This is a genomic window from Mycolicibacterium cosmeticum, from assembly GCF_000613185.1.
In the GTDB taxonomy this organism is placed as follows: Bacteria; Actinomycetota; Actinomycetes; order Mycobacteriales; family Mycobacteriaceae; genus Mycobacterium; species Mycobacterium cosmeticum.
In genome coordinates this window covers 1,457,726-1,476,796 of record NZ_CCBB010000001.1, presented here as the reverse complement: position 1 = coordinate 1,476,796, position 19,071 = coordinate 1,457,726, and the positions used below count along the sequence as shown (strand labels likewise).

Annotated in this window: 20 protein-coding genes; 6 read left to right on the top strand and 14 right to left on the bottom strand. The window is 68.9% G+C overall.

Annotation, left to right across the window (positions count from 1 at the left end; translation table 11 throughout):
• Positions 1-19: 19 nt before the first annotated feature.
• Positions 20-1,183: a glycogen synthase gene (glgA, locus tag BN977_RS06990; RefSeq protein WP_036398587.1), complete on the bottom strand. Its 1,164-nt coding sequence runs from the start codon at positions 1,181-1,183 to the stop codon at positions 20-22.
• Positions 1,184-1,325: 142 nt separating this feature from the next.
• Between glgA and glgC the strand changes: the two genes are divergently transcribed.
• Positions 1,326-2,540 carry a glucose-1-phosphate adenylyltransferase gene (gene glgC / locus BN977_RS06985; RefSeq protein ID WP_024450854.1) on the top strand — a complete coding sequence of 405 codons (1,215 nt, stop codon included), beginning with the start codon at positions 1,326-1,328 and terminating at the stop codon, positions 2,538-2,540.
• Here glgC and BN977_RS06980 read toward each other — a convergent pair.
• The 7 genes from BN977_RS06980 to BN977_RS06950 form a co-directional block, all read right to left on the bottom strand.
• Entirely contained in the window at positions 2,537-3,121 is a 585-nt protein-coding gene (locus BN977_RS06980) for a DUF4126 domain-containing protein (protein WP_036396849.1), read from the bottom strand. The genes glgC and BN977_RS06980 overlap by 4 nt on opposite strands.
• A 247-nt stretch (positions 3,122-3,368) precedes the next feature.
• On the bottom strand, positions 3,369-4,043 hold the full coding sequence (locus tag BN977_RS06975) for a methyltransferase family protein (protein ID WP_036396846.1): 675 nt from the start codon (positions 4,041-4,043) through the stop codon (positions 3,369-3,371).
• Positions 4,040-5,659, bottom strand: coding sequence for an ABC transporter permease (locus BN977_RS06970; protein ID WP_109790089.1), 1,620 nt, complete (start codon positions 5,657-5,659; stop codon positions 4,040-4,042). The genes BN977_RS06975 and BN977_RS06970 overlap by 4 nt, the downstream gene beginning before the upstream one ends.
• Positions 5,656-6,549: an ABC transporter ATP-binding protein gene (locus BN977_RS06965; RefSeq protein ID WP_036396844.1), complete on the bottom strand. Its 894-nt coding sequence runs from the start codon at positions 6,547-6,549 to the stop codon at positions 5,656-5,658. The genes BN977_RS06970 and BN977_RS06965 overlap by 4 nt, the downstream gene beginning before the upstream one ends.
• On the bottom strand, positions 6,549-7,208 hold the full coding sequence (locus tag BN977_RS06960; RefSeq protein ID WP_036396843.1) for a TetR/AcrR family transcriptional regulator: 660 nt from the start codon (positions 7,206-7,208) through the stop codon (positions 6,549-6,551). Before BN977_RS06960 ends, BN977_RS06965 begins: the two co-directional genes overlap by 1 nt.
• Before the next feature lie 105 nt (positions 7,209-7,313).
• Positions 7,314-8,123 carry a type IV toxin-antitoxin system AbiEi family antitoxin gene (locus BN977_RS06955; RefSeq protein ID WP_234709592.1) on the bottom strand — a complete coding sequence of 270 codons (810 nt, stop codon included), beginning with the start codon at positions 8,121-8,123 and terminating at the stop codon, positions 7,314-7,316.
• Positions 8,124-8,323: 200 nt separating this feature from the next.
• Positions 8,324-8,974, bottom strand: coding sequence for an O-methyltransferase (locus tag BN977_RS06950; RefSeq protein ID WP_024450847.1), 651 nt, complete (start codon positions 8,972-8,974; stop codon positions 8,324-8,326).
• A gap of 177 nt (positions 8,975-9,151) precedes the next feature.
• Between BN977_RS06950 and sigE the strand changes: the two genes are divergently transcribed.
• The 4 genes from sigE to tatB all read left to right on the top strand — a co-directional run bounded on the left by sigE (position 9,152) and on the right by tatB (position 12,360).
• Complete coding sequence (gene sigE, locus BN977_RS06945; RefSeq protein WP_036396840.1) at positions 9,152-9,916, top strand: RNA polymerase sigma factor SigE; 765 nt, start codon at positions 9,152-9,154, stop codon at positions 9,914-9,916.
• Between the two features lie 88 nt (positions 9,917-10,004).
• The gene (rseA, locus tag BN977_RS06940; RefSeq protein WP_024450845.1) at positions 10,005-10,400 is read left to right on the top strand and encodes an anti-sigma E factor RseA; all 396 of its coding nucleotides are present in this window, start codon (positions 10,005-10,007) and stop codon (positions 10,398-10,400) included.
• 63 nt (positions 10,401-10,463) lie between these two features.
• Positions 10,464-11,957 (top strand): serine protease HtrA, encoded by a 1,494-nt coding sequence (gene htrA, locus BN977_RS06935; protein WP_036396838.1) that lies wholly within the window; start codon positions 10,464-10,466, stop codon positions 11,955-11,957.
• 4 nt (positions 11,958-11,961) lie between these two features.
• A complete protein-coding gene (tatB, locus tag BN977_RS06930; RefSeq protein WP_024450843.1) occupies positions 11,962-12,360 on the top strand; it encodes a Sec-independent protein translocase protein TatB in 399 nt (132 codons plus the stop codon).
• Here tatB and BN977_RS06925 read toward each other — a convergent pair.
• From BN977_RS06925 to BN977_RS06910, 4 genes are all read right to left on the bottom strand, one after another.
• A complete protein-coding gene (locus tag BN977_RS06925; protein WP_024450842.1) occupies positions 12,357-13,496 on the bottom strand; it encodes an Mrp/NBP35 family ATP-binding protein in 1,140 nt (379 codons plus the stop codon). The genes tatB and BN977_RS06925 overlap by 4 nt on opposite strands.
• Before the next feature lie 69 nt (positions 13,497-13,565).
• Entirely contained in the window at positions 13,566-14,885 is a 1,320-nt protein-coding gene (locus BN977_RS32815) for a lytic transglycosylase domain-containing protein (protein WP_084172429.1), read from the bottom strand.
• Between the two features lie 85 nt (positions 14,886-14,970).
• Positions 14,971-15,525, bottom strand: coding sequence for a DUF1003 domain-containing protein (locus tag BN977_RS06915; protein WP_024450840.1), 555 nt, complete (start codon positions 15,523-15,525; stop codon positions 14,971-14,973).
• On the bottom strand, positions 15,522-16,808 hold the full coding sequence (locus BN977_RS06910; RefSeq protein WP_024450839.1) for a magnesium transporter MgtE N-terminal domain-containing protein: 1,287 nt from the start codon (positions 16,806-16,808) through the stop codon (positions 15,522-15,524). The genes BN977_RS06915 and BN977_RS06910 overlap by 4 nt, the downstream gene beginning before the upstream one ends.
• Before the next feature lie 25 nt (positions 16,809-16,833).
• Here BN977_RS06910 and BN977_RS06905 point away from each other — a divergent pair, with 25 nt between their 5' ends.
• Positions 16,834-17,790 (top strand): HpcH/HpaI aldolase/citrate lyase family protein, encoded by a 957-nt coding sequence (locus BN977_RS06905; protein ID WP_084172428.1) that lies wholly within the window; start codon positions 16,834-16,836, stop codon positions 17,788-17,790.
• Here the strand turns inward: BN977_RS06905 and BN977_RS06900 are convergent.
• Together BN977_RS06900 and BN977_RS31755 are read right to left on the bottom strand one after the other, a co-directional pair.
• Entirely contained in the window at positions 17,787-18,209 is a 423-nt protein-coding gene (locus BN977_RS06900) for a DUF4190 domain-containing protein (protein WP_051561121.1), read from the bottom strand. The two genes, BN977_RS06905 and BN977_RS06900, sit on opposite strands and share 4 nt — an antisense overlap.
• Positions 18,206-18,979: a DUF4190 domain-containing protein gene (locus tag BN977_RS31755; protein ID WP_036396831.1), complete on the bottom strand. Its 774-nt coding sequence runs from the start codon at positions 18,977-18,979 to the stop codon at positions 18,206-18,208. The genes BN977_RS06900 and BN977_RS31755 overlap by 4 nt, the downstream gene beginning before the upstream one ends.
• Between the last annotated feature and the right edge of the window lie 92 nt (positions 18,980-19,071).

Sequence of the window (19,071 nt, the reverse complement as noted above, 5' to 3'; positions counted from 1 at the left end):
AGCGCTGATCCCCTCGGGGTCAGCGCTGTACCTTGCGGTAGATCTCCACGGTCTGCTCCGCGATGTGGGCCCACGAGAACTCGTCGATGCAGCGCTGCCGACCCGCCGCGCCATAGCGACGCGCCCGCTCGGGGTCGGCCACCAGCGTGTTGACCGCATCGGCGAGCCGCTGCTCGAAGAACGCGGTGTCTGCGGCGTCGTAGTGCACCAGCAGGCCGGTGCTGTGGTCGGCCACCACCTCCGGGATGCCACCGACGTCCGAGGCCACCACGGCCGTCGAGCACGCCATCGCTTCGAGGTTGACGATGCCCAGCGGCTCGTACACCGACGGGCACACGAACACCGATGCTGCCGACAGGATTTCGCGGATCTTGCCGATGGGCAGCATTTCGCGCACCCAGAACACGCCGGTCCGGCTGCGGGCCAGCTCCTGCACCGCCGAACTGATCTCGGCCGCGATCTCCGGGGTGTCCGGTGCGCCCGCACACAACACCAGCTGCACGTCGGGATCGAACTTGTGTGCCGCCGCAACCAGATGCGCGACGCCCTTCTGGCGGGTGATGCGGCCGACGAACGCCACGATCGGCTTGCCCAGGTCCACCCCGAGTTCGGTCAGCACCGACTCACCCGGTTCGGGCGGGGTGGGGTACCACACCGTGGTGTCGATCCCGTTGCGCACCACATGCACCCGGCTGGGGTCCAGCGCCGGATAGGTGCTCAGCACGTCGTCGCGCATCCCGGAACTGACGGCGATGACGGCATCGGCGGCCTCGATCGCGGTCTTTTCCACCCAGGACGAGACGCGATACCCGCCGCCGAGCTGTTCGGCCTTCCAGGGCCGCAGCGGTTCCAGCGAGTGGGCGGTGAGCACGTGCGGGACACCGTGCAACAGCGCGGCCAGATGCCCGGCCATCCCCGTGTACCAGGTGTGCGAGTGCACGACGGTCGCATCCGCTGCGTTGTTCACCATCACCAGGTCGGCCGACAGGGTGGACAGCGCCGCGTTGGCCGAGGTGAGCGCCGGGTCGGGCTGCGCCACGATGGCGGTGTCCCGCGGTGCGCCCATGCAGTGCACGTCGACCTCGCACAGCCGTCTGAGTTGGGTGACCAGTTCGGTGACGTGCACGCCGGCGCCGCCGTACACCTCAGGTGGATACTCCCGTGTCATCATCGCCACCCGCATGCTGTGCACGGTAGTGGGCCGCGGTTCGCGGCGCACCGTTGCGGTCGAACCCAGCGGGTACCGCAGCGAAATGTCTTGACCGACATGCGCCAATAGGGCCGATTGGCTGGCCCTGGTGCGGTATCGCCGATAGGTTGGCAGCATGAGGGAAGCGCCACATGTGCTGGGCATCGTCCTGGCGGGCGGGGAGGGGAAACGGCTCTACCCGCTGACGGCCGACCGGGCCAAACCGGCGGTTCCGTTCGGCGGTTCCTACCGGCTGATCGACTTCGTCCTCTCCAACCTGGTCAACGCCAGATTCCTGCGGATTTGCGTTCTCACGCAATATAAATCGCACTCGCTGGACCGGCACATCTCACAGAACTGGCGGCTGTCCGGTCTGGCCGGCGAATACATCACACCGGTCCCGGCCCAGCAGCGCCTGGGCCCACGGTGGTACACCGGCTCCGGTGATGCGATCCTGCAGTCGCTGAATCTCATCTACGACGAGGACCCCGACTACGTCGTCGTGTTCGGTGCCGACCACATCTACCGGATGGACCCGGAGCAGATGCTGCAGTTCCACATCGAGAGCGGTGCGGGCGCCACCGTGGCCGGCATCCGGGTGCCGCGTTCGGAAGCCTCGGCCTTCGGCTGCATCGACGCCGACGACTCCGGCCGGATCCGGGCGTTCGTGGAGAAGCCGGCCGACCCGCCCGGCACGCCCGACGACCCGGAGCAGACCTTCGTCTCGATGGGCAACTACATCTTCACCACCAAGGTGCTCATCGACGCCATCCGCGCCGACGCCGAGGACGACCACTCCGACCACGACATGGGCGGCGACATCATCCCGCGCCTGGTGGCCGACGGGATGGCCGCGGTGTACGACTTCAACGACAACGAAGTCCCCGGCGCCACCGAGCGCGACCACGGGTACTGGCGTGATGTCGGCACCCTCGACGCGTTCTACGACGCGCACATGGACCTGGTATCGGTGCACCCGATCTTCAACCTGTACAACAAGCGCTGGCCCATCCGCGGCGGCTCGGAGAACCTGGCCCCGGCCAAGTTCGTCAACGGCGGCTCCGCCCAGGAGTCCGTCGTCGGCGCGGGCAGCATCATTTCCGCGGCCTCCGTGCGCAATTCGGTGCTGTCCTCCAACGTCGCCATCGACGACGGCGCCATCGTCGAGGGCAGTGTGCTGATGCCCGGCGTGCGGATCGGGCGCGGGGCCGTGGTGCGCCGGGCCATCCTGGACAAGAACGTCGTCGTCGGACCCGGTGAGATGGTCGGGGTCGACCTGGACAAGGACAAGGAACGCTTCTCGATCAGCGCCGGGGGCGTGGTGGCCGTCGGCAAGGGCGTCTGGATCTAGCCGGCAGCCTTACGGCGGCGCCGCCACCGCCACACCTGGATCACCACCACCGCCAGCACGAGCAGGGCCACCACGATCAGCACCGGCACCAGCACGGCGCTGAACACCAGCCCGACACTGACGACGTCCTCGGCGGTGCTCAACACCGGGGCGGCCATCCCCGCCGAGCCGATATTGGCGACCGGGCGCACCGCCGTCTTCGTCAGTGACACCACCAGCGCGGTGACGACCCCGATCACCACCGGAATCCACTGACCGGAACCGGCGAACGCGCCCGGGTCGGGGATGGCGGCGGTCTGGGCCGCGGTGCCGGAGCCGAACACGATGCCACCGGAGGTGGGCCGTACGAAGGTCTGGATGGTGTCGTTGACCGAGTCGAGGGCGGGGACCTTGTCGGCCACGATCTCGACGAGCAGCAGCACCGTCACGATCGCCAGCACCCAGCCGTTCTCCAGCCAGGACCAGCCGGCCGGCAGGCTGACCAGATCGGTGAACCGCGACAGCAGCCCCAGCGCCAGCAGCGGGATATAGGCGTTCAGCCCCGCGGCGGTCGCCAGCCCGAATCCGGTCAGCAGTTCCACGTCGTCAGTATGCGGCGCGACGGCTCAGCTGCGTCGCTGCTTGTGATCGTCGCTGCGTGGCCGGTCGTGCGGTGGAACGATCGGGGTGTCGCGCGGGGTGCGGCCCCGGCCCGCTACGGTGCTCAGTGCCCGCCGGCAGCGCGGACAGACGGGTCGGCCGGCCTTGTCGACGGTCCAATTCTTGCCTCCACCGGGGCAGGGCGTCGCGCTCGGGCTGGGCATTGCCTGATCCTAGATCGGCGCTATGTCACCAGACATAGGGCACGATGCGATAGCGGATCGTCCGGGTGTATTCGTCATAGCCGGCCAGTTCGGTCCGCAGCAGCGACTCCTCGTCGAGAATGCGCAGCACCAAGATCGGCACCGCCAGCACGGTGACGAGCACACCCCAGTAGGAGTCCAGCGCCAGCGGCATACCGAACATCATGATCAGCGCACCGGAGTACATCGGGTGGCGGACAACGCCGTACAGGCCCGTGGAGACCAGCGGCTGCTCATTCTCGACCTGGATGCTGGCCCCAGCGTAGTTGTTCTGCAGGATCACCGCCTGCGCCAGCACCAGGCCGAGCACCACCAGCACATTGCCCACAACGACCATCGCGGTCGGCACCTGCGACCAGCCGAACCGGTGATCCAGCGCGCTCACCACCGTCAGCACCACCACCGAGGCGAACGTCGCCGTGATGATCACCTTCTGCAGCGGCCGGGTCTCGGCGGTGGGACCGCCGTGCATCCGCCGAGCCAGGGTAGCCGGATTCGTCACCGCCAGATAGAGACTGGGTCCCAGGGTGGCGGCCAGGAAGATCGCGATGAAAACCCAAGCCTGCCAATAATTCAAGGTGCCCGCGGGGAGAAACAACAACACCCCGAAAAACAGCACTCCGAACAACCCGGATGTGACGGTCTGGATGGCGAGCTTCATCGCAGGTCCCTCCGGCGGAACGCGGCGACCCCGAACACGACGAGCGCTGCGTCGATGACCAGGAGCCACACCAGGGGTGTGGCGGTGAGGGCACCGGGATGCGGGATGTGGGCGAAGGGCTCCAGATCCAGCAGCACCTGCGGGAAACCCGACAGCGAGCCCAGTAGGAACAGCGCGATGAAGCCGACCAGCACGCCCCACGCCAGCGGGGTGAAACGCGGTGTCAGTCCGAAGATCGCCACCGTGACGGCCACCAGCAACCACACGGCGGGCAGTTGTACCGCCGCAGCGGTCAGCACGGTCGCCAGCTTGCCGCCGATATCGCCGGCCGCCGCGCCATAGGTCAGTCCCGCCACCATGCCGGCGATCAACAGGGCGGCGGCCGAGCCGACCACCGCGAACACCAGATGGCTTGCCAGCCAACGAATCCGGCTGACCGACCCGGACAACAACGCTTCGGCGCGTTGCTCGGCTTCCTCCTGGTGCAGTCGCAGGGTCAGCGAGATGGCGAACGCCGAGGCGATCATCGCCAGCATGGTGAACGCCACCGCCACGAACGCCTCTTCCATGGCGGCGCTGCCGCCCAACCGCACCACCACGTCGCGTGCCACCGCACTGTCACCCACCTCGTCGGCGATTCCGTGCACCACGCTGCCGATCACCAAGCCGTACAGGCACAGCCCGACGGTCCACAGCAGCAACGCACCGCGGTCCAGTCGCAGCGCCAGACCGAACGCGCCGCTCAGGCTCGGCCCGGCGGCCGGAGCTCCCGGCCGCTCGGCGAACAATCCGGCGCCCACGTCGCGTCGGGCCAACAGCCGGTAGGCCAGGACGATCAGTGCCACGGTGAGCGCCAGATGCAGCAGCAACACCCACCAGCGGTCACCGGCGAACGGGCGCACCTGCAACGACCAGCCCAACGGCGACAGCCAACTCAACACACCGCCCTCGGTGCCGGAGGCATCCCCGACCGCGCGCACGGTGAATGCCGCACCGAGTGCGGAAAAGGCTGCGCCACGCGCGAATCGGGCGCTCGACGACAACTGCGCGGTGACGGCGGCCACCGCCGTGAACACCAAGCCGGAGGCGGCCAGGGTGGTGCCGAAGGCGACGGACCCGGTCGGCGGGATGTCGAGGGTCAGCAGACCGGCGGTGCTCAGCAGGCCTGTCAGCACCGATGCCGTGCCGGTGAGCACCAGGGTGGCCGTCAGCGCGGCGTACCGGCCGACGGCGGTCGAGTCGAGCAGCTCCGTGCGGCCGGATTCCTCGTCGCCGCGGGTGTGCCGGATGACGGTGAGGATGACGGCCACCGCGATGAGCAGGTGGAACATCCCGGCCTTCCAGACGCCCACGGCGCCGACGGATTCGTCGTAGATGTTGCCGTACAGGGCGCGTTGGGCCGGGCTGGCCATGATGGTGGCGGCGAAGGTGGCCCGGTCGGCCGCGGTGGGATACACGGCCTCGGTGCTGCCGACGTACACCGTCGACACCGGTATCGAAAGCAGCAGCACCCACAGCGGGAGCACCACGCGGTCGCGGCGTAGATAAAGGCGCAGCAGGCTGGTGGTTCCGGTGAAATTCGAGGCGCGCAGTGCGGGCCGGTCCAGGAGGGTCATGAGTGCACCACGTCGTAATGTCGCAGGAAAAGGTCCTCCAGGGTTGGCGGCCGGCTGACCAGGCTGCGCACTCCGGCGTCGCCGAGCACCTTGATCACCCGGCCGAGGCTTTCGCTGTCGACCTCGGCGCGCAGCGTGCTGCCGTCCAGGCTGACGTCCACCACACCGGGGATGAGGCTGAGATCGCCGGGGTGGCGCAGCATCTCGGCGGTGATCGAGGTGCGGGACAGGTGTCGCATCGAGTCCAGGGTTCCGGTTTCGACGGTGCGCCCGGCGCGGATGATGGTGAGCCGGTCACACAGCGCCTCCGTCTCGGCGAGGATGTGACTGGACAGCAGCACGGTGGTGCCGCGATGGTTCGCTTCGCGCACGCATTGCTGGAAGATGTTCTCCATCAACGGGTCCAGGCCGGTGCTGGGTTCGTCCAGCAGCAACAGCCTGGCGTGGGAGGCGAACGCCGAGATCAGGGAGACCTTCTGCCGGTTGCCTTTCGAGTAGGTCCTGGCCTTTTTGGACGGGTCGAGGGCGAATCGGTCGATCAGCTCGGCACGCCGGCGGTCGTCGATACCGCCGCGCATCCGGGCCAGCAGGTCGATGGTCTCACCGCCGGTCAGTGACGGCCACAGGGTGACATCACCGGGTACGTAGGCGATATCGCGGTGCAATTCGACGGCATCGGACCATGGGTCGCCGCCCAGCAGGCGGACGGTGCCGGCGTCGGCGCGCACCAGGCCGAGCAGGGTGCGGATGGTGGTGGACTTACCCGCGCCGTTCGGCCCCAGGAAGCCGTGCACCTCGCCGTGGGCGACGGTGAGGTCGAGGCCGTCCAGTGCCCGTGCCGCGCCGAAACTCTTGGCCAGTCCTCGTATTTCGATGGCATTCTGCGTCATCAGTTGTTTCCTTCCGGAGAGGTGACGATGGGCAGTCCCTGTTCCTCCTGCGCGACGAACGCGTCGTACATGGTGGAGTCGGTGAGCAGCCCCTGGGTGTAGACCTCCAGGGCCGGCAACACCATCTCCTGGGCGTAGTCGTGCAGCACCGCCCGCAGATCGGTGGGGTTGTCGTGCAGTTGCAGATACATCAGGAAGGCGCCGCCGCCGGTCAGCGCCAGGAATCGGGCGCGCGCCTTGGGGTTCCGGCTCGGCTTTACGGTGCCGGCCCGGACCCCTTCGTCGATGTACTGCTCGACGTTGTCGATCATCTTGCGCCACAACGTGTTCGATAGATCGCCGCCGGCCTGCATGGACCGTACCAGGTAGGCCATCGCCGGTGCGAAGGATTCGATCTCGGCCAACTGGGCGAACCAACTGGCTGGGTCGGTGCTCTGGATGGTCTCGCTTTTGGTCTCCAGGATCGCTGCCGCGATGTATTCGTCGCACGCGAGGCGCAGCTTGTCCTTGGAGCCGTAGTGGTGGATCACCAGCCCGGGGCTCACCCCGGCGGCGGCGGCGATGGCCCGCACGCTGGTTCCGAAGCCGTGCTGACCGAACTGTTCGATCGCGGCGTCGCGGATTCGGGCCGCCGCCGTCAGATCGTCGACTGAACGCATGTTTAGTACGCTAAACGTGCGTTCAGTCCGCGGTCAAGGGTTTTCTGTCGCGAGCAGACGCAAAGGGCCCCAAATTGCCGGTCTGCCGGGGCCCTTTGTGTCTGCTCAGCTGGCCAAACCGAGGAGGTGACGGGAGATGCGCGCCACCAACTCGGCCGGGTGGCGACGGATGTCGTCGACGACCAACGGGATGGTGGTCCATCCACATTCCTGCAGACGGGCCACTTTCATCCGGTCGTGGCGCAACGCTTGGGGTGTCGCGTGCCATTCCATGCTCTCGTACTCGGCGACCAGCATGGACTTCGGCCACGCGAAGTCGGCGCGCCACAGGCGACCCTGGAAGTCGACGATTTCGTACTGCAACTCGGGCATCGGCAGTCCGCCGTCGATGAAGCACAGCCGCGTCTCGCTCTCCATCGGGGACTCCGCCCTGGCGTCGGCGTACTGCAGCACCTCGCGGACGTTGACGATCCCGCGGCGGCCTTTCTGCTCGCCGACGGCGTGCGAGAGTTCGGCGACAGTGGTGGACCGTGTGCGCAACGCGGCGTCGAGGACGGCCAGGGCGCGCGGCCGTCGCACCGAACGCGCCAATTCGACCGCCGTCCACGTCGGCGTCGTCGCCAGTCGACGGCCGACCTTGCGCAGTGGGGCACCGAGCCGCTGATGCACCATCACATCCGCAGTCGGCCGGAGCCGACGGCCCGGGTCGAGGATGTGCAGCCGGGTGTCGGGTTCGGTGTTGAAGCCGTAGAGGTCGGCCGCCGTGTTCAGGCACGCCACGATGTGCACGCCGGTCCGTAGGTCGAGCGCTTCCAGTCGGGTGATCGCGTCCGGCGGCCTGATCGCGTACACGCCGCGCTGCACGCGGATGAGTTCTCCGCGTTCGACGCGGCCGCGCAGCTGTTTGCGGGTCATGGCTGCGAGCAACTCGCGGGTACCGACCACCTCGGTGTCCGCGAAAACGTGACGCCAATCCACACCGAGGATCGTGGCCGCGATCGGCGCCAGCGGGTAGCGCCGACGGCCGAGGCCTGTGGATAACACGACGAGCAGACACCAACGGCCCCGGAAAGCCCCCGAGATGGGGCCCTACGCGTCTGCTCGCGGGTAGAAACCTAGTCGCGGGCGGCGGCCAGCAGCCCGTCACCCAGCGGCACCAGCACCGGGGTGAACCGCTCGTCCTCGGCGATCAGCCGGGCGGCTTCACGCACGGCGCTCACCTCAGGATCGCTGGCCGACGCATCCCCGGCACGGCCACCGAGCGCGGCGCGGTGCACCACGACCGCACCGCCCGGGCGCAGCAACCGGACGGCCTCGGCCACATAGGCCGGCTGATCCGTGGGCGCCGCGTCGATGAACACCAGGTCATAGGATTCGTCGGCCAGTCGGGTCAGCACTTCCTGAGCGCGGCCGGCGATCAACCGAGTGCGCGACGGCCCCACGCCGGCCTCGACGAAGGCCTGCTTGGCCAGCCGCTGATACTCCGGCTCGATGTCGATGGTGGTCAGCACGCCGTCTTCGCGCATCCCGGCGAGCAGCCACAGGCCGCTGACGCCCGCCCCGGTGCCCACCTCGACCACGGCTTTCGCGCCGGTCAACCGGGCCAGCACACTCAGCAGGGCGCCGACGGCCGGGGTGACGGCACCGGCACCGCTGTCGACGGCGCGTTCCCGGGCCGCGGCCGTGACGTCGTCCTCGGTGATCGAGCCCTCGGCATGGGCGACGATCGCCTGGGCGCGCTGAGCGGCGTCGTCGGTGCTGGTCATGCCCGCAGCGTAGAGCGAAGAGCGACCGGCTTGCGCGCCGACACGCCCGCTCGTGAAATCAGGATCACATCTGATTTCGGCTGGTTTTGGCAGGTCGAATATGGGGTAACACGCTTTCTCAGGAATTGTTCAGTTTTCTTCTATGTCTGCCTTATCGCCGTCGGCGACGGTACTGGCATGAACATCGGCGGAAGCTGGCACTCGGGGAATAGCGATTTCGACGGTCGCGTTCCCAAAGGCACCGAGCAGTCGCCGGAGACGGATGGCTGCCACAGCGACACGGAGGATCTGACGAACACCACCACGCGCCTGGCCACACCGGTCTCGATGCCGCACCTTGAGCAGTACACGGACGGCGACTGGGTCGAGCCCTCGGACGAGCTGACCGGGACGGCGGTATTCGACGCCACCGGTGACAAAGCCGCCATGCCGTCGTGGGACGAGCTCGTCCGCCAGCACGCCGACCGCGTCTACCGGCTGGCCTACCGCTTGTCGGGTAACCAGCAGGACGCCGAGGACCTGACCCAGGAAACCTTCATCAGGGTGTTCCGCTCGGTGCACAACTACCAGGCCGGCACCTTCGAAGGCTGGCTGCACCGCATCACCACGAACCTGTTCCTGGACATGGTCCGCCGGCGCACCCGCATCCGCATGGAAGCCCTGCCCGAGGACTACGACCGGGTGCCGGCCGAGGACCCGAACCCCGAGCAGATCTTCCACGATTCGCGTCTGGGCCCGGACCTGCAGGCGGCGCTGGATTCGCTGCCGCCGGAGTTCCGCGCGGCCGTCGTCCTGTGCGATATCGAAGGTCTGTCCTACGAGGAAATCGGTGCCACGCTGGGCGTCAAGCTCGGCACCGTGCGCAGCCGCATCCACCGTGGACGCCAGGCACTGCGCGAATACCTGGCCAAGCACTCCGATACCCTGCCGACGTCCGCCTGAGCGTCGTAGGTGTGGGGCACAGCTTCCCGCGCTACATTCAAAAGAGCAGAGTGTGCGCGATGCGTTGTGGCCAGAGAGGAGCTGGGTGATGGTCGACCCCGGGGACGTGTTCCGGCGCGCTTTCTCCTGGTTGCCCACCCAGTTCGCGTCGCAGAGCAGCGAGCCGGTGGGTCCGCGCCGGTTCCGCTCCACCGAACACCTCTCCACCGAGGCCATCGCGGCGTTCGTCGACGGTGAGCTGCGGATGACGGCGCACCTGCGGGCGGGCCACCATCTGTCGCTGTGCCCGACCTGCGCGGCCGAGGTGGATGCCCAGCGCCAGGCCCGCGCCGCTTTGCGGGACTCCTGCCCGATCTCCATACCGACCTCACTGCTTGGCCTGTTATCGCAGATCCCGGACGAAAACCCGAGAGAAGCGACGGTCGACGAGAGGTCCGCGGAGTTCGCTGACGAGCCGGTCCGGCCCCGCCGCAAGCGCCGGTAGATTTGATGAGACAGACAGCTGTGCGCGCCCCTCGGGCGCGCCGGAGTGGAAAGTGATGCACGGGTGACCAATCAGGACCCCTCCGGCGACCGGCCCCGGCTGGCACCGCGCCCGGTCTCGCGTCCCCCGGTGGACCCGGCGGCGCAGCGCGCGTTCGGCCGGCCCGCCGGTTTCGACGGCTCCTTCCTGGCCGCGGACAAGTACCAGGACCAGGGTGAGTACACCCCCAGGGACCAGGCACCCGACCCGGTGCTGGCCGAGGCGTTCGGGCGGCCCTACCCGGGTGTCGACTCGCTGCAGCGCCATCCCGCCGACGCCGGCGCACTGGACGCCGAACGCGATGGTGACGGCCCCGACATAGCAGCCGACCCCTGGCGCGATCCCGCGGCGGGCGCGGCCCTCGGTGCGCCCGCGGTGACGCCGGCCGGGCCCACCGTCGTCACGGCCCCGCAGGGCAAGCTCGGTGTGCGCGATGTGCTGTTCGGCGGCCGGGTGTCCTTCGTGGCGCTGGCCATCCTGGCCATCGTCGCGCTGGTCATCGGTTTCGCCGGTGGCTGGGTGGGCCGCAAGACCGCCGAGGTGGTCGAGGCGTTCACCACCTCCAAGGTCACCTTGGAAACCAGTGACAATCCGCAGAGCCCGCCCGGGCGGTTCGCGAAAGTGGCTGCGGCCGTGGCTGATTCGGTGGTCACCATCGAGGCGGTCAGTGACCAGGAGGGCTCGCAGGGCTCCGGCGTGGTGGTCGACGGGCGTGGCTACATCGTCACCAACAACCACGTGATCTCCGAAGCGGCGACCAATCCGAGCAAATTCAAGATCTCCGTCGTCTTCAACGACGGCAAGGAAGTGCCGGCCAACCTGGTCGGTCGCGATCCCAAGACCGACCTGGCGGTGCTCAAGGTCGACAACGTCGACAATCTGACCGTCGCGCGGATGGGTGACTCGGACAAGCTCACCGTCGGTGAAGAGGTGATCGCCGCCGGCGCACCCCTCGGCCTGCGCAGCACGGTCACCCAGGGCATCATCAGCGCCCTGCACCGCCCGGTCCCGCTCTCGGGTGAGGGCTCCGACACCGACACCGTCATCGACGGCGTGCAGACCGACGCGTCGATCAACCACGGCAACTCCGGCGGCCCGCTGATCAACATGAACTCCGAGGTGATCGGCATCAACACGGCCGGCAAGTCGCTGTCCGACAGCGCCAGCGGGCTGGGCTTCGCGATCCCGGTCAACGAGGTCAAGGACGTCGTGCAGGCGCTCATCGAGGCCGGCAAGATCTCGCACCCGACGCTGGGCCTGAGCGCCCGGTCGGTGAGCAACGATGTCGCCTCGGGCGCGCAGGTGGCCAACGTCAAGGCCGGGGGCCCCGCCGAGAAGGCCGGCATTTTGGAGAACGACGTGGTGGTCAAGGTCGGCGGCCGCAATGTCGCCGACGCCGACGAGTTCGTCGTCGCGGTGCGCCAGCTCAAGATCGGGCAGGAAGCGCCGATCGAGGTGGTTCGCGACGGCCGGCACGTGACGCTGATGGTCACCCCCACCGGCGACAACCCGACGTAGATCCGTGTTCGCGAACGTGGGCTGGGGCGAGATGCTCATCCTGGTGGTCGCCGGTTTGGTGATCCTGGGACCGGAGCGGCTGCCCGGGGCCATCCGGTGGACAGCGGGCACGCTGCGTCAGGCCCGCGAATACCTGAGCGGGGCGACGAGCCAGCTGCGCCAGGACCTCGGGCCGGAATTCGACGATCTGCGTGAACCGCTGTCCGAGCTGCAGAAGCTGCGCGGTATGACGCCGCGGGCGGCGCTCACCAAACACCTGCTCGACGGTGACGATTCGTTCCTGACGGGCAATTTCGACACGCCCACCAAGCCGGTGTCGCCTGACGGGCCCAAGCCGGTGCCCGCGCCGGAAACGCCGCCTGCCGAACCGGGTGTCACCAAGTTCGACAGCGACGCGACCTAGCGGCCCGCGGGGTCCAGACCCAGCGACATCCCGGCCAGCCCGCGCTTGCGCGCGCCGAGCGCGTCGGCGATCTTGCGCAGTTCCTTCCCGGCCGCCGAATCCGGCGCCGAGAGCACCAGCGGCACCCCGGTGTCACCCGCGGCCACCAGCGCCGGGTCCAGCGGCACCTGGCCCAGCAGCGGCACGTCGGCGCCGACCGAGCGGGTCAGCGACTCGGCGACCTGGCGGCCACCGCCCTCGCCGAAGATCTGCATGGTCGTGCCGTCGGGCAAGGTCAGGCCGGCCATGTTCTCCACCACGCCGACGATGCGCTGCCGGGTCTGCAGGGCGATCGCCCCGGCCCGTTCGGCGACCTCGGCGGCCGCCGACTGCGGGGTGGTGACCACCAGGATCTCGGCACCCGGGATCAGCTGCGACACCGAGATCGCGATGTCACCGGTGCCCGGCGGCAGGTCCAGCAGCAGTACGTCCAGGTCGCCCCAGTAGACATCGGCGAGGAACTGCTGCAGTGCGCGGTGCAGCATCGGTCCGCGCCACACCACCGGGGTGTTGCCCTGGGTGAACATCGCGATCGAGATGACCTTCACCTCGTGCGCGATCGGCGGCAGGATCATCGAATCCACCTGGGTGGGCCGATCGGTCACACCCATCATCCGGGGCACCGAATGGCCGTAGATATCGGCGTCCAGCAGCCCCACCGACAGACCGCGGGCGGCCAGGGCGGCGGCCAGGTTCACCGTCACGCTGGACTTGCCGACGCCACCCTTGCCGGACGCCACCGCGTACACCCTGGTCAGCGAATTGGGCTGGGCGAATGGGATGACGGGCTCGCGGGAGTCGCCGCGCAGCAGCTTGCGCAGCTCGGCGCGCTGCTCGTCGTTCATCACGTCGAGGCTGACCTTGACCGCGCCGGTGCCCGGCACGTCGGTCACCGCCGCGGTCACCCGGTCGACGATCTCGTTCTTCTTCGGGCAGGCCGAGGTCGTCAGGTACACCTCGACGTGCACGCCGGCGTCACCGTCGATCGTGACGTTCTTGACCATGCCGACCTCGGTGATCGGACGGCGCAGTTCGGGGTCGATCACCTTGCTCAACGCGGAGCGGACCGCCGCGGCCAGGTCATTGTTCGCAGACATCACCCGCGAGTCTAGGCCGCGGACCGGCGGTCCCAGGAACGGGTCAGGCCGCGGGGCCGGGTTGGACGCTCAGGCCGCGGGGCCGGGCGGGGGACCCAGCGGCGCCGGAACCGGTGCCGGCGCGGGAGCGGGCGGCGGGGGAGGCGCGAACGGGTTGAAGACCGGCGGCGGAGCCGCTGCATTGGGTACCGGGGGCGGCGCGATCGGCACGACGGGGGCCGGCGGCGCCGCGGGCACCGGTGCGGGCACGGCCTCGGGCGGCGGAGCGAACGGGTTGAAGAACGGGGGCGGGGCGGCCGGCGGTGCCGGCGCCGGCTCGGGGACGTTCTGGCCGATGCAGAACACCGCGCAGTTCTGTTGCGGTGCCACGGCGCCCGGGCCGGGTGCGGTGGGCAGCTGGCTGGCGACGTCGGTGCGGCCCACATCGAAGATCGGGGTGAGTGCCAACGGGTCACCGGCGGGCAGGCCGATGGCATTGAGCGGGAGGCCGGGCCCGATCCCCTCGGGGTTCGTGTCCAGGTGCGCGTCGCCCAGCGGCGGGATCGGGCCGGTGATCGGCGGCAGGTTCACCGGCACCACACCGGTGGCGTAGGCGCGCGCCCAGCCGAGCACGTTCTGCGCGTAGGCGACCGAGTTGTTGTACCGCAGGATCGCCGTCATCACCTGGTTCGGATCGCGCATGTTCAAACCACCGCTGCACAGGTAGCGGGCCGCGGCCAGCGTCGCGTCGAACACGTTCTGCACATCGGCTTTGCCGTCGCCGTTGCCGTCGGCGGCATAGCGCGACCAGGTGCCCGGCAGGAACTGCATCGGGCCCATGGCGCGCGCATAGGTGATGCGGTCGTTGCTGCGGCTCTGCACGATGACCTCGTTGCCGGGCAGCGTGCCGTCCAATGCGGGACCGTAGATCGGCCGCACCGCGGTGCCGTTGGTGTCGGTCGAACCGCCGTTGGCATGCATGGACTCGATCCGCCCGATGCCGGCCAGGATGTTCCAGCTCATCCCGCAGCTCGGCGCCGCGGCCGCCATCATCCGCTCGGCGTTGCGGTAGGCGTTCAGGGCGATGCTCGGAATGCGAAGGCTGCCAGGGGAATTGATCACGACCGACGGCGGAATGGCCGACAGTGCCCCGCCCGCGATATGGAACGGGCGCGGTGTCTTGAACGCCGCGACGATCGAGGGCCCGGAATCGTCGGGGGCCACCGGCCCGACGGCGGCCAGCGTCGTGACGGTGGTGTCGCGCACCGGCTTGATCGACGGTGCCGAGGCGCCCACGCTGACGGCGAGGACGACCGGTGTGAGCACCGCGATACCGAACACAGGCTTGCTGACCGCTCGGCCTGCTCGGCGCCGCACTGCGGCGAGGGCGGCGCCTCCCCCTTTGACCACTCAACCGTCCTAGTTATGCGGTGCCCGACTTGGTTGTGAACCAAGTCACCATACCCATTCGGTGATCGCTGTGGTGGGGCAATGGTCAGCTATTGCTGTCCGAAACGATCTCGTCGGCCTCGGTGTTCTCGGTCTCGGCCACCGCCGGAGCGTGTTTGCTCTTCTTCTTGCCTTTCGGTGGGACCAGCTCGACGAGCATGTCGCGCAGGTCCTCCAATTCGTGGCGCAGGTAGTCGCGGGTGGCCACCTCGCCCACCGCCAACCGCAGCGCCGCCAGCTCCCGGGCCAGGAACTCGGTATCGGCCTTGGTCTGTTCGGCGCGCCGGCGATCCTCCTCCAAGGCCACCCGGTCCCGGTTCTCCTGCCGGTTCTGGGCCAGCAGGATCAGCGGCGCGGCGTACGCGGCCTGGGTCGAGAAGGCGAGGTTGAGCAGGATGAACGGGTACGGATCCCACTGCAACCCGACGGCGAACAGGTTCAGGCAGATCCACACGACCACGAAAACCGTCTGGATCGCCAGGTAGCGGCCGGTGCCCAGGAACCTGGCCAGCGACTCGCTGTACTGCCCGACGGCCTCGATGTCGATGCGCGGAGCCAGCCGCCACCGCGACACCTGCGGGGTGTCGATCCGCTCGCTCATGGGGTGGCCCCCAACTCGGGCTCCTCGGCGCTGACCCGCCAATCGTGCGGCAGCAGGTGGTCGAGCACGTCGTCCACCGACACCGCCCCCAGCAGGTGGCTCTCCTCATCGACCACCGGCCCGCACACCAGGTTGTAGGCGGCGAAGTACCGCGTCACGGCGGCCAGCGACGATTCCGGCGTCAGGCTGGGCAGGTTCTTGTCGACGATGCCGCTGACCAGCGTCGCCGGTGGTTCCCGCAGCAGCCGCTGCAGGTGCACACAGCCCAGGTAGCGACCGGTCGGTGTCGCCGTCGGCGGCCGCACCACGAACGCCAGTGACGCCAGCGCCGGGGTGAGGTCGGGATCGCGGATCCTGGCCAGCGCCTCGGCCACCGTGGTGTCGGGTGCCAGCACCACCGGGTCCGACGTCATCAGACCGCCCGCGGTGTCGGGGGAGTGCTGCAGCAGGCGGCGCACCGGCTCGGAGTCCTCCGGGTCCATCCGGGCCAACAGAATCTCGGCGCGTTTGGCGTCGAGCTCACCGAGCAGGTCGGCCGCGTCGTCGGGGTCCATCTCCTCGAGCACGTCGGCGGCGCGTTCGGTGTCGAGCTGTTCGAGCAGCTCAGCCTGTTCGCTCTCGGGCAACTCCTGCAGGATGTCGGCGAGGCGCTCATCGCCGAGGGCGGCGATCACCTCGTACCGACGTTTGGGCGGCAGTTCGCGGATGGCGTCGGCGACCTCGATGGGACGCTGGCCCTCGAACTGTGCGAGCAGCTGCGCCACACCCTGACCGGGCAGGTTCAGCGCCGACGGGGTCAGACCGCTGACGTCCTGCCAGTCGACGATGTGCATGGTGGTGCGGCGGCCGAGCCTGCGGTGGTTGCGGACCGCGACCTTGGTCACCATCCAGTCCCGCGAGCGCACCTGTTCGATCCCGAGGTCGACCACGACGACATCGCTGCCGCTGAGCATTTCGAGTTCGGGGTCATGGACGCGCACCCGCGTGTCCAGCACTTGGCCCAGCACCAGCACCTCGCCGGGGCGCTGGGAGAACCGGCGCAGCGACACGTTGCCCGTGCTGAGGGTCACAGCGTTCGGCTCGATCGCGGTGACCCGCAGGATCGGAACGAAAATCCGTCTGCGGGTGAGCAATTCGACAACCAGGCCGAGAACCCGGGGTTGTTGACGGACAACGCTGATGCTCACCACCACATCGCGCACACGGCCGATGGACTCGCCGTCCGGGCCGAGCACCACCATCCCCGCAAGTCGGGCCGCATAGACCCGGTTGACCGCCACCATGACCGCAAGCGTAGAGACTGACGGTGTGGACAACCTGTATCGCCCCCGCCGAACATGCCTCTCCGTTCCGGGCAGTAGCGACAAGATGATTCAGAAGGCCAAGACACTGGCCGCCGACCAGGTGTTCCTCGACCTCGAGGACGCGGTCGCGCCTGAGGCCAAGGCAGCCGCCCGCACCAGGGTGGCCGCGGCGCTGGCCGAACCCGGCTGGGCCGGGCAGCTGCGCGGCGTACGGGTCAACGACTGGACCACGCCGTGGACGCACGCCGACATCATCGAGGTGGTGGGCACCGCCGGTGCCCACCTGGACATCGTGGTGCTGCCCAAGGTGACCGACGCCGCGCATGTGCGGGCGCTGGATCTGCTGCTGACCCAGTTGGAGCTCACCCATGGACTTCCGGTGGGCCGCATCGGCATCGAGGCGCAGATCGAAAACGCCGCCGGGCTGACCCATGTGAACGAGATCGCCGCCGCACCCCGGGTGCAGGCGCTCGTCCTCGGCCCGGCCGACATGATGGCCAGCCTCAACATGCGCACGCTCGTGGTGGGGGAGCAGCCCGAGGGCTACGACGTCGGCGACGCCCATCACCACGTGCTGATGACGATCCTGGTGGCCGCTCGCACCCACGGCATCAACGCCATCGACGGCCCGTACCTGAAGGTGCGGGACACCGACGCGTTCCGGCGGATTGCGGGCCGCGTCGCCGCACTGGGATACGACGGCAAGTGGGTGCTGCACCCGGATCAGATCGAGGCGGGCAACGAGGTGTTCAGCCCGCGACAGGACGATTACGACCACGCCGAGCTGATCTTGGAGGCCTACGAATGGCACACCTCGCAGGCCGGCGGAGCGCGCGGCGCGGTGATGCTCGGTGACGAGATGATCGACGAGGCCAGCCGCAAGATGGCGTTGGTGATCGCCGGGAAGGGCCGGGCCGCGGGGATGGCGCGGACGACGGAGCCGTTCCAGCCGCCCAGTTAGGAGAGCGTGAAGCCGCTGGCGATGATGCCCACCCACAGCAGCACGTACAACACCAGGCCTGCGGTGGCCAGGCCGCCGATGATGGTGCCGGCCAGCGCCAGGCCGAACCCGTCCTGGCCGGAGCGGCGGGTTTCCCGCATCGCGATCACCCCGAGGACCAGGCCGACGACCGACGGCAACCCGCAGAACACCAATCCGCCGACCGCGGTGATCAACGCGGCGATCGCCTTGCCGTTGGTGCCGAGCGGCTTCTGCCGATACGGGTCATACCCGGAGTACGGATAGCCGACGGGCGGATAGCCGGGTGCGGCCGGATAGGGCTGCGGCTGATAGACCGGCGGCGGCAGCCTGGGGTCGGTCGGATAGTCGATCGGGGCGAAGGGATCCGGTGGCGGGTTATGGGGCCCGTTCTCGGTCATGTGTTCGGCGAGAACATGGTGATCGCCAGCACCATGCTGAGCACCAGCGACACCGCGCCCACCGCGATGCCCGCGATGGCGAGCCCATGCCCACCTTGGTTCTTCTGCTTGATCTGGTTCAGCGCGACGATGCCGAGCACGATCCCGATGATCGAACCGATCCCGCACAGCACGCCGATCGCCGAGGCGACCAGCGAGGCGATGGCCAGCGGGTTGGTCGATGACGGGGTGCCGCCGTACGGGCTGCCGTATCCCGCCGGCGGGTAACCCGACGGCGCTCCATAAGGCGGAGGTGGGGTGCCGTATTGGGCGCCGGGGTAGCCGGGCGCCCCGAAGCCGGGCGGCGGAGGCGGGTAGCCGCCGACATCGGACACCGGAGGCGGGTAGCCGCCGACATCGGACACCGGAGGCGGGTAACCGCCGGGCGGGGGATAGCCGGCGGGTGGCGGGTAACCACCCGGCTGGAAGTCCTGCGGCGGGTAGCCCGGCTGTGGATAGCTCGGCGGCGGCCCGGGCTGGCCATAGTCCGGCTGCGGGTAACCCGGTGGTGGGTAGCCAGCAGGCGCCGCGTACCCGGGCGGTTGGCTGTAACCCCCGTACTCGAGGCCCTGCGATGGCTGCGCCGGTTCGGAGGTCTGCTCGATCGGCGGGGCCTCGTAGGCCCCCGACTGCGGCTCGGACCCCGAACCCGATGCCGACGATGTCTCGGATGGCCCCGTCTCGGATGGTCCCGATGATGTCGCGCCTGAGTCCTGGCCCGGTTCGCTCATGCCCTAAACGTAGCGTATGCGCTGGTCCTCGCGGTGTGGATGGACCGGGCGCGTCCGGAGTCGCCGACCATCGATACGCGCGGACGAATACC

Excerpts from the sequence above, each read along its gene's own strand:
- glgA (WP_036398587.1), bottom strand. The coding sequence starts at position 1,183 with ATGCGGGTGGCGATGATGACACGGGAGTATCCACCTGAGGTGTACGGC.
- glgC (WP_024450854.1), top strand. The coding sequence starts at position 1,326 with ATGAGGGAAGCGCCACATGTGCTGGGCATCGTCCTGGCGGGCGGGGAG.
- BN977_RS06975 (WP_036396846.1), bottom strand. The coding sequence starts at position 4,043 with ATGAAGCTCGCCATCCAGACCGTCACATCCGGGTTGTTCGGAGTGCTG.
- BN977_RS06970 (WP_109790089.1), bottom strand. The coding sequence starts at position 5,659 with ATGACCCTCCTGGACCGGCCCGCACTGCGCGCCTCGAATTTCACCGGA.
- BN977_RS06965 (WP_036396844.1), bottom strand. The coding sequence starts at position 6,549 with ATGACGCAGAATGCCATCGAAATACGAGGACTGGCCAAGAGTTTCGGC.
- BN977_RS06960 (WP_036396843.1), bottom strand. The coding sequence starts at position 7,208 with ATGCGTTCAGTCGACGATCTGACGGCGGCGGCCCGAATCCGCGACGCC.
- BN977_RS06955 (WP_234709592.1), bottom strand. The coding sequence starts at position 8,123 with ATGACCCGCAAACAGCTGCGCGGCCGCGTCGAACGCGGAGAACTCATC.
- BN977_RS06950 (WP_024450847.1), bottom strand. The coding sequence starts at position 8,974 with ATGACCAGCACCGACGACGCCGCTCAGCGCGCCCAGGCGATCGTCGCC.
- sigE (WP_036396840.1), top strand. The coding sequence starts at position 9,152 with ATGAACATCGGCGGAAGCTGGCACTCGGGGAATAGCGATTTCGACGGT.
- rseA (WP_024450845.1), top strand. The coding sequence starts at position 10,005 with ATGGTCGACCCCGGGGACGTGTTCCGGCGCGCTTTCTCCTGGTTGCCC.
- BN977_RS06925 (WP_024450842.1), bottom strand. The coding sequence starts at position 13,496 with ATGTCTGCGAACAATGACCTGGCCGCGGCGGTCCGCTCCGCGTTGAGC.
- BN977_RS06915 (WP_024450840.1), bottom strand. The coding sequence starts at position 15,525 with ATGAGCGAGCGGATCGACACCCCGCAGGTGTCGCGGTGGCGGCTGGCT.
- BN977_RS06910 (WP_024450839.1), bottom strand. The coding sequence starts at position 16,808 with ATGGTGGCGGTCAACCGGGTCTATGCGGCCCGACTTGCGGGGATGGTG.
- BN977_RS06900 (WP_051561121.1), bottom strand. The coding sequence starts at position 18,209 with ATGACCGAGAACGGGCCCCATAACCCGCCACCGGATCCCTTCGCCCCG.
- BN977_RS31755 (WP_036396831.1), bottom strand. The coding sequence starts at position 18,979 with ATGAGCGAACCGGGCCAGGACTCAGGCGCGACATCATCGGGACCATCC.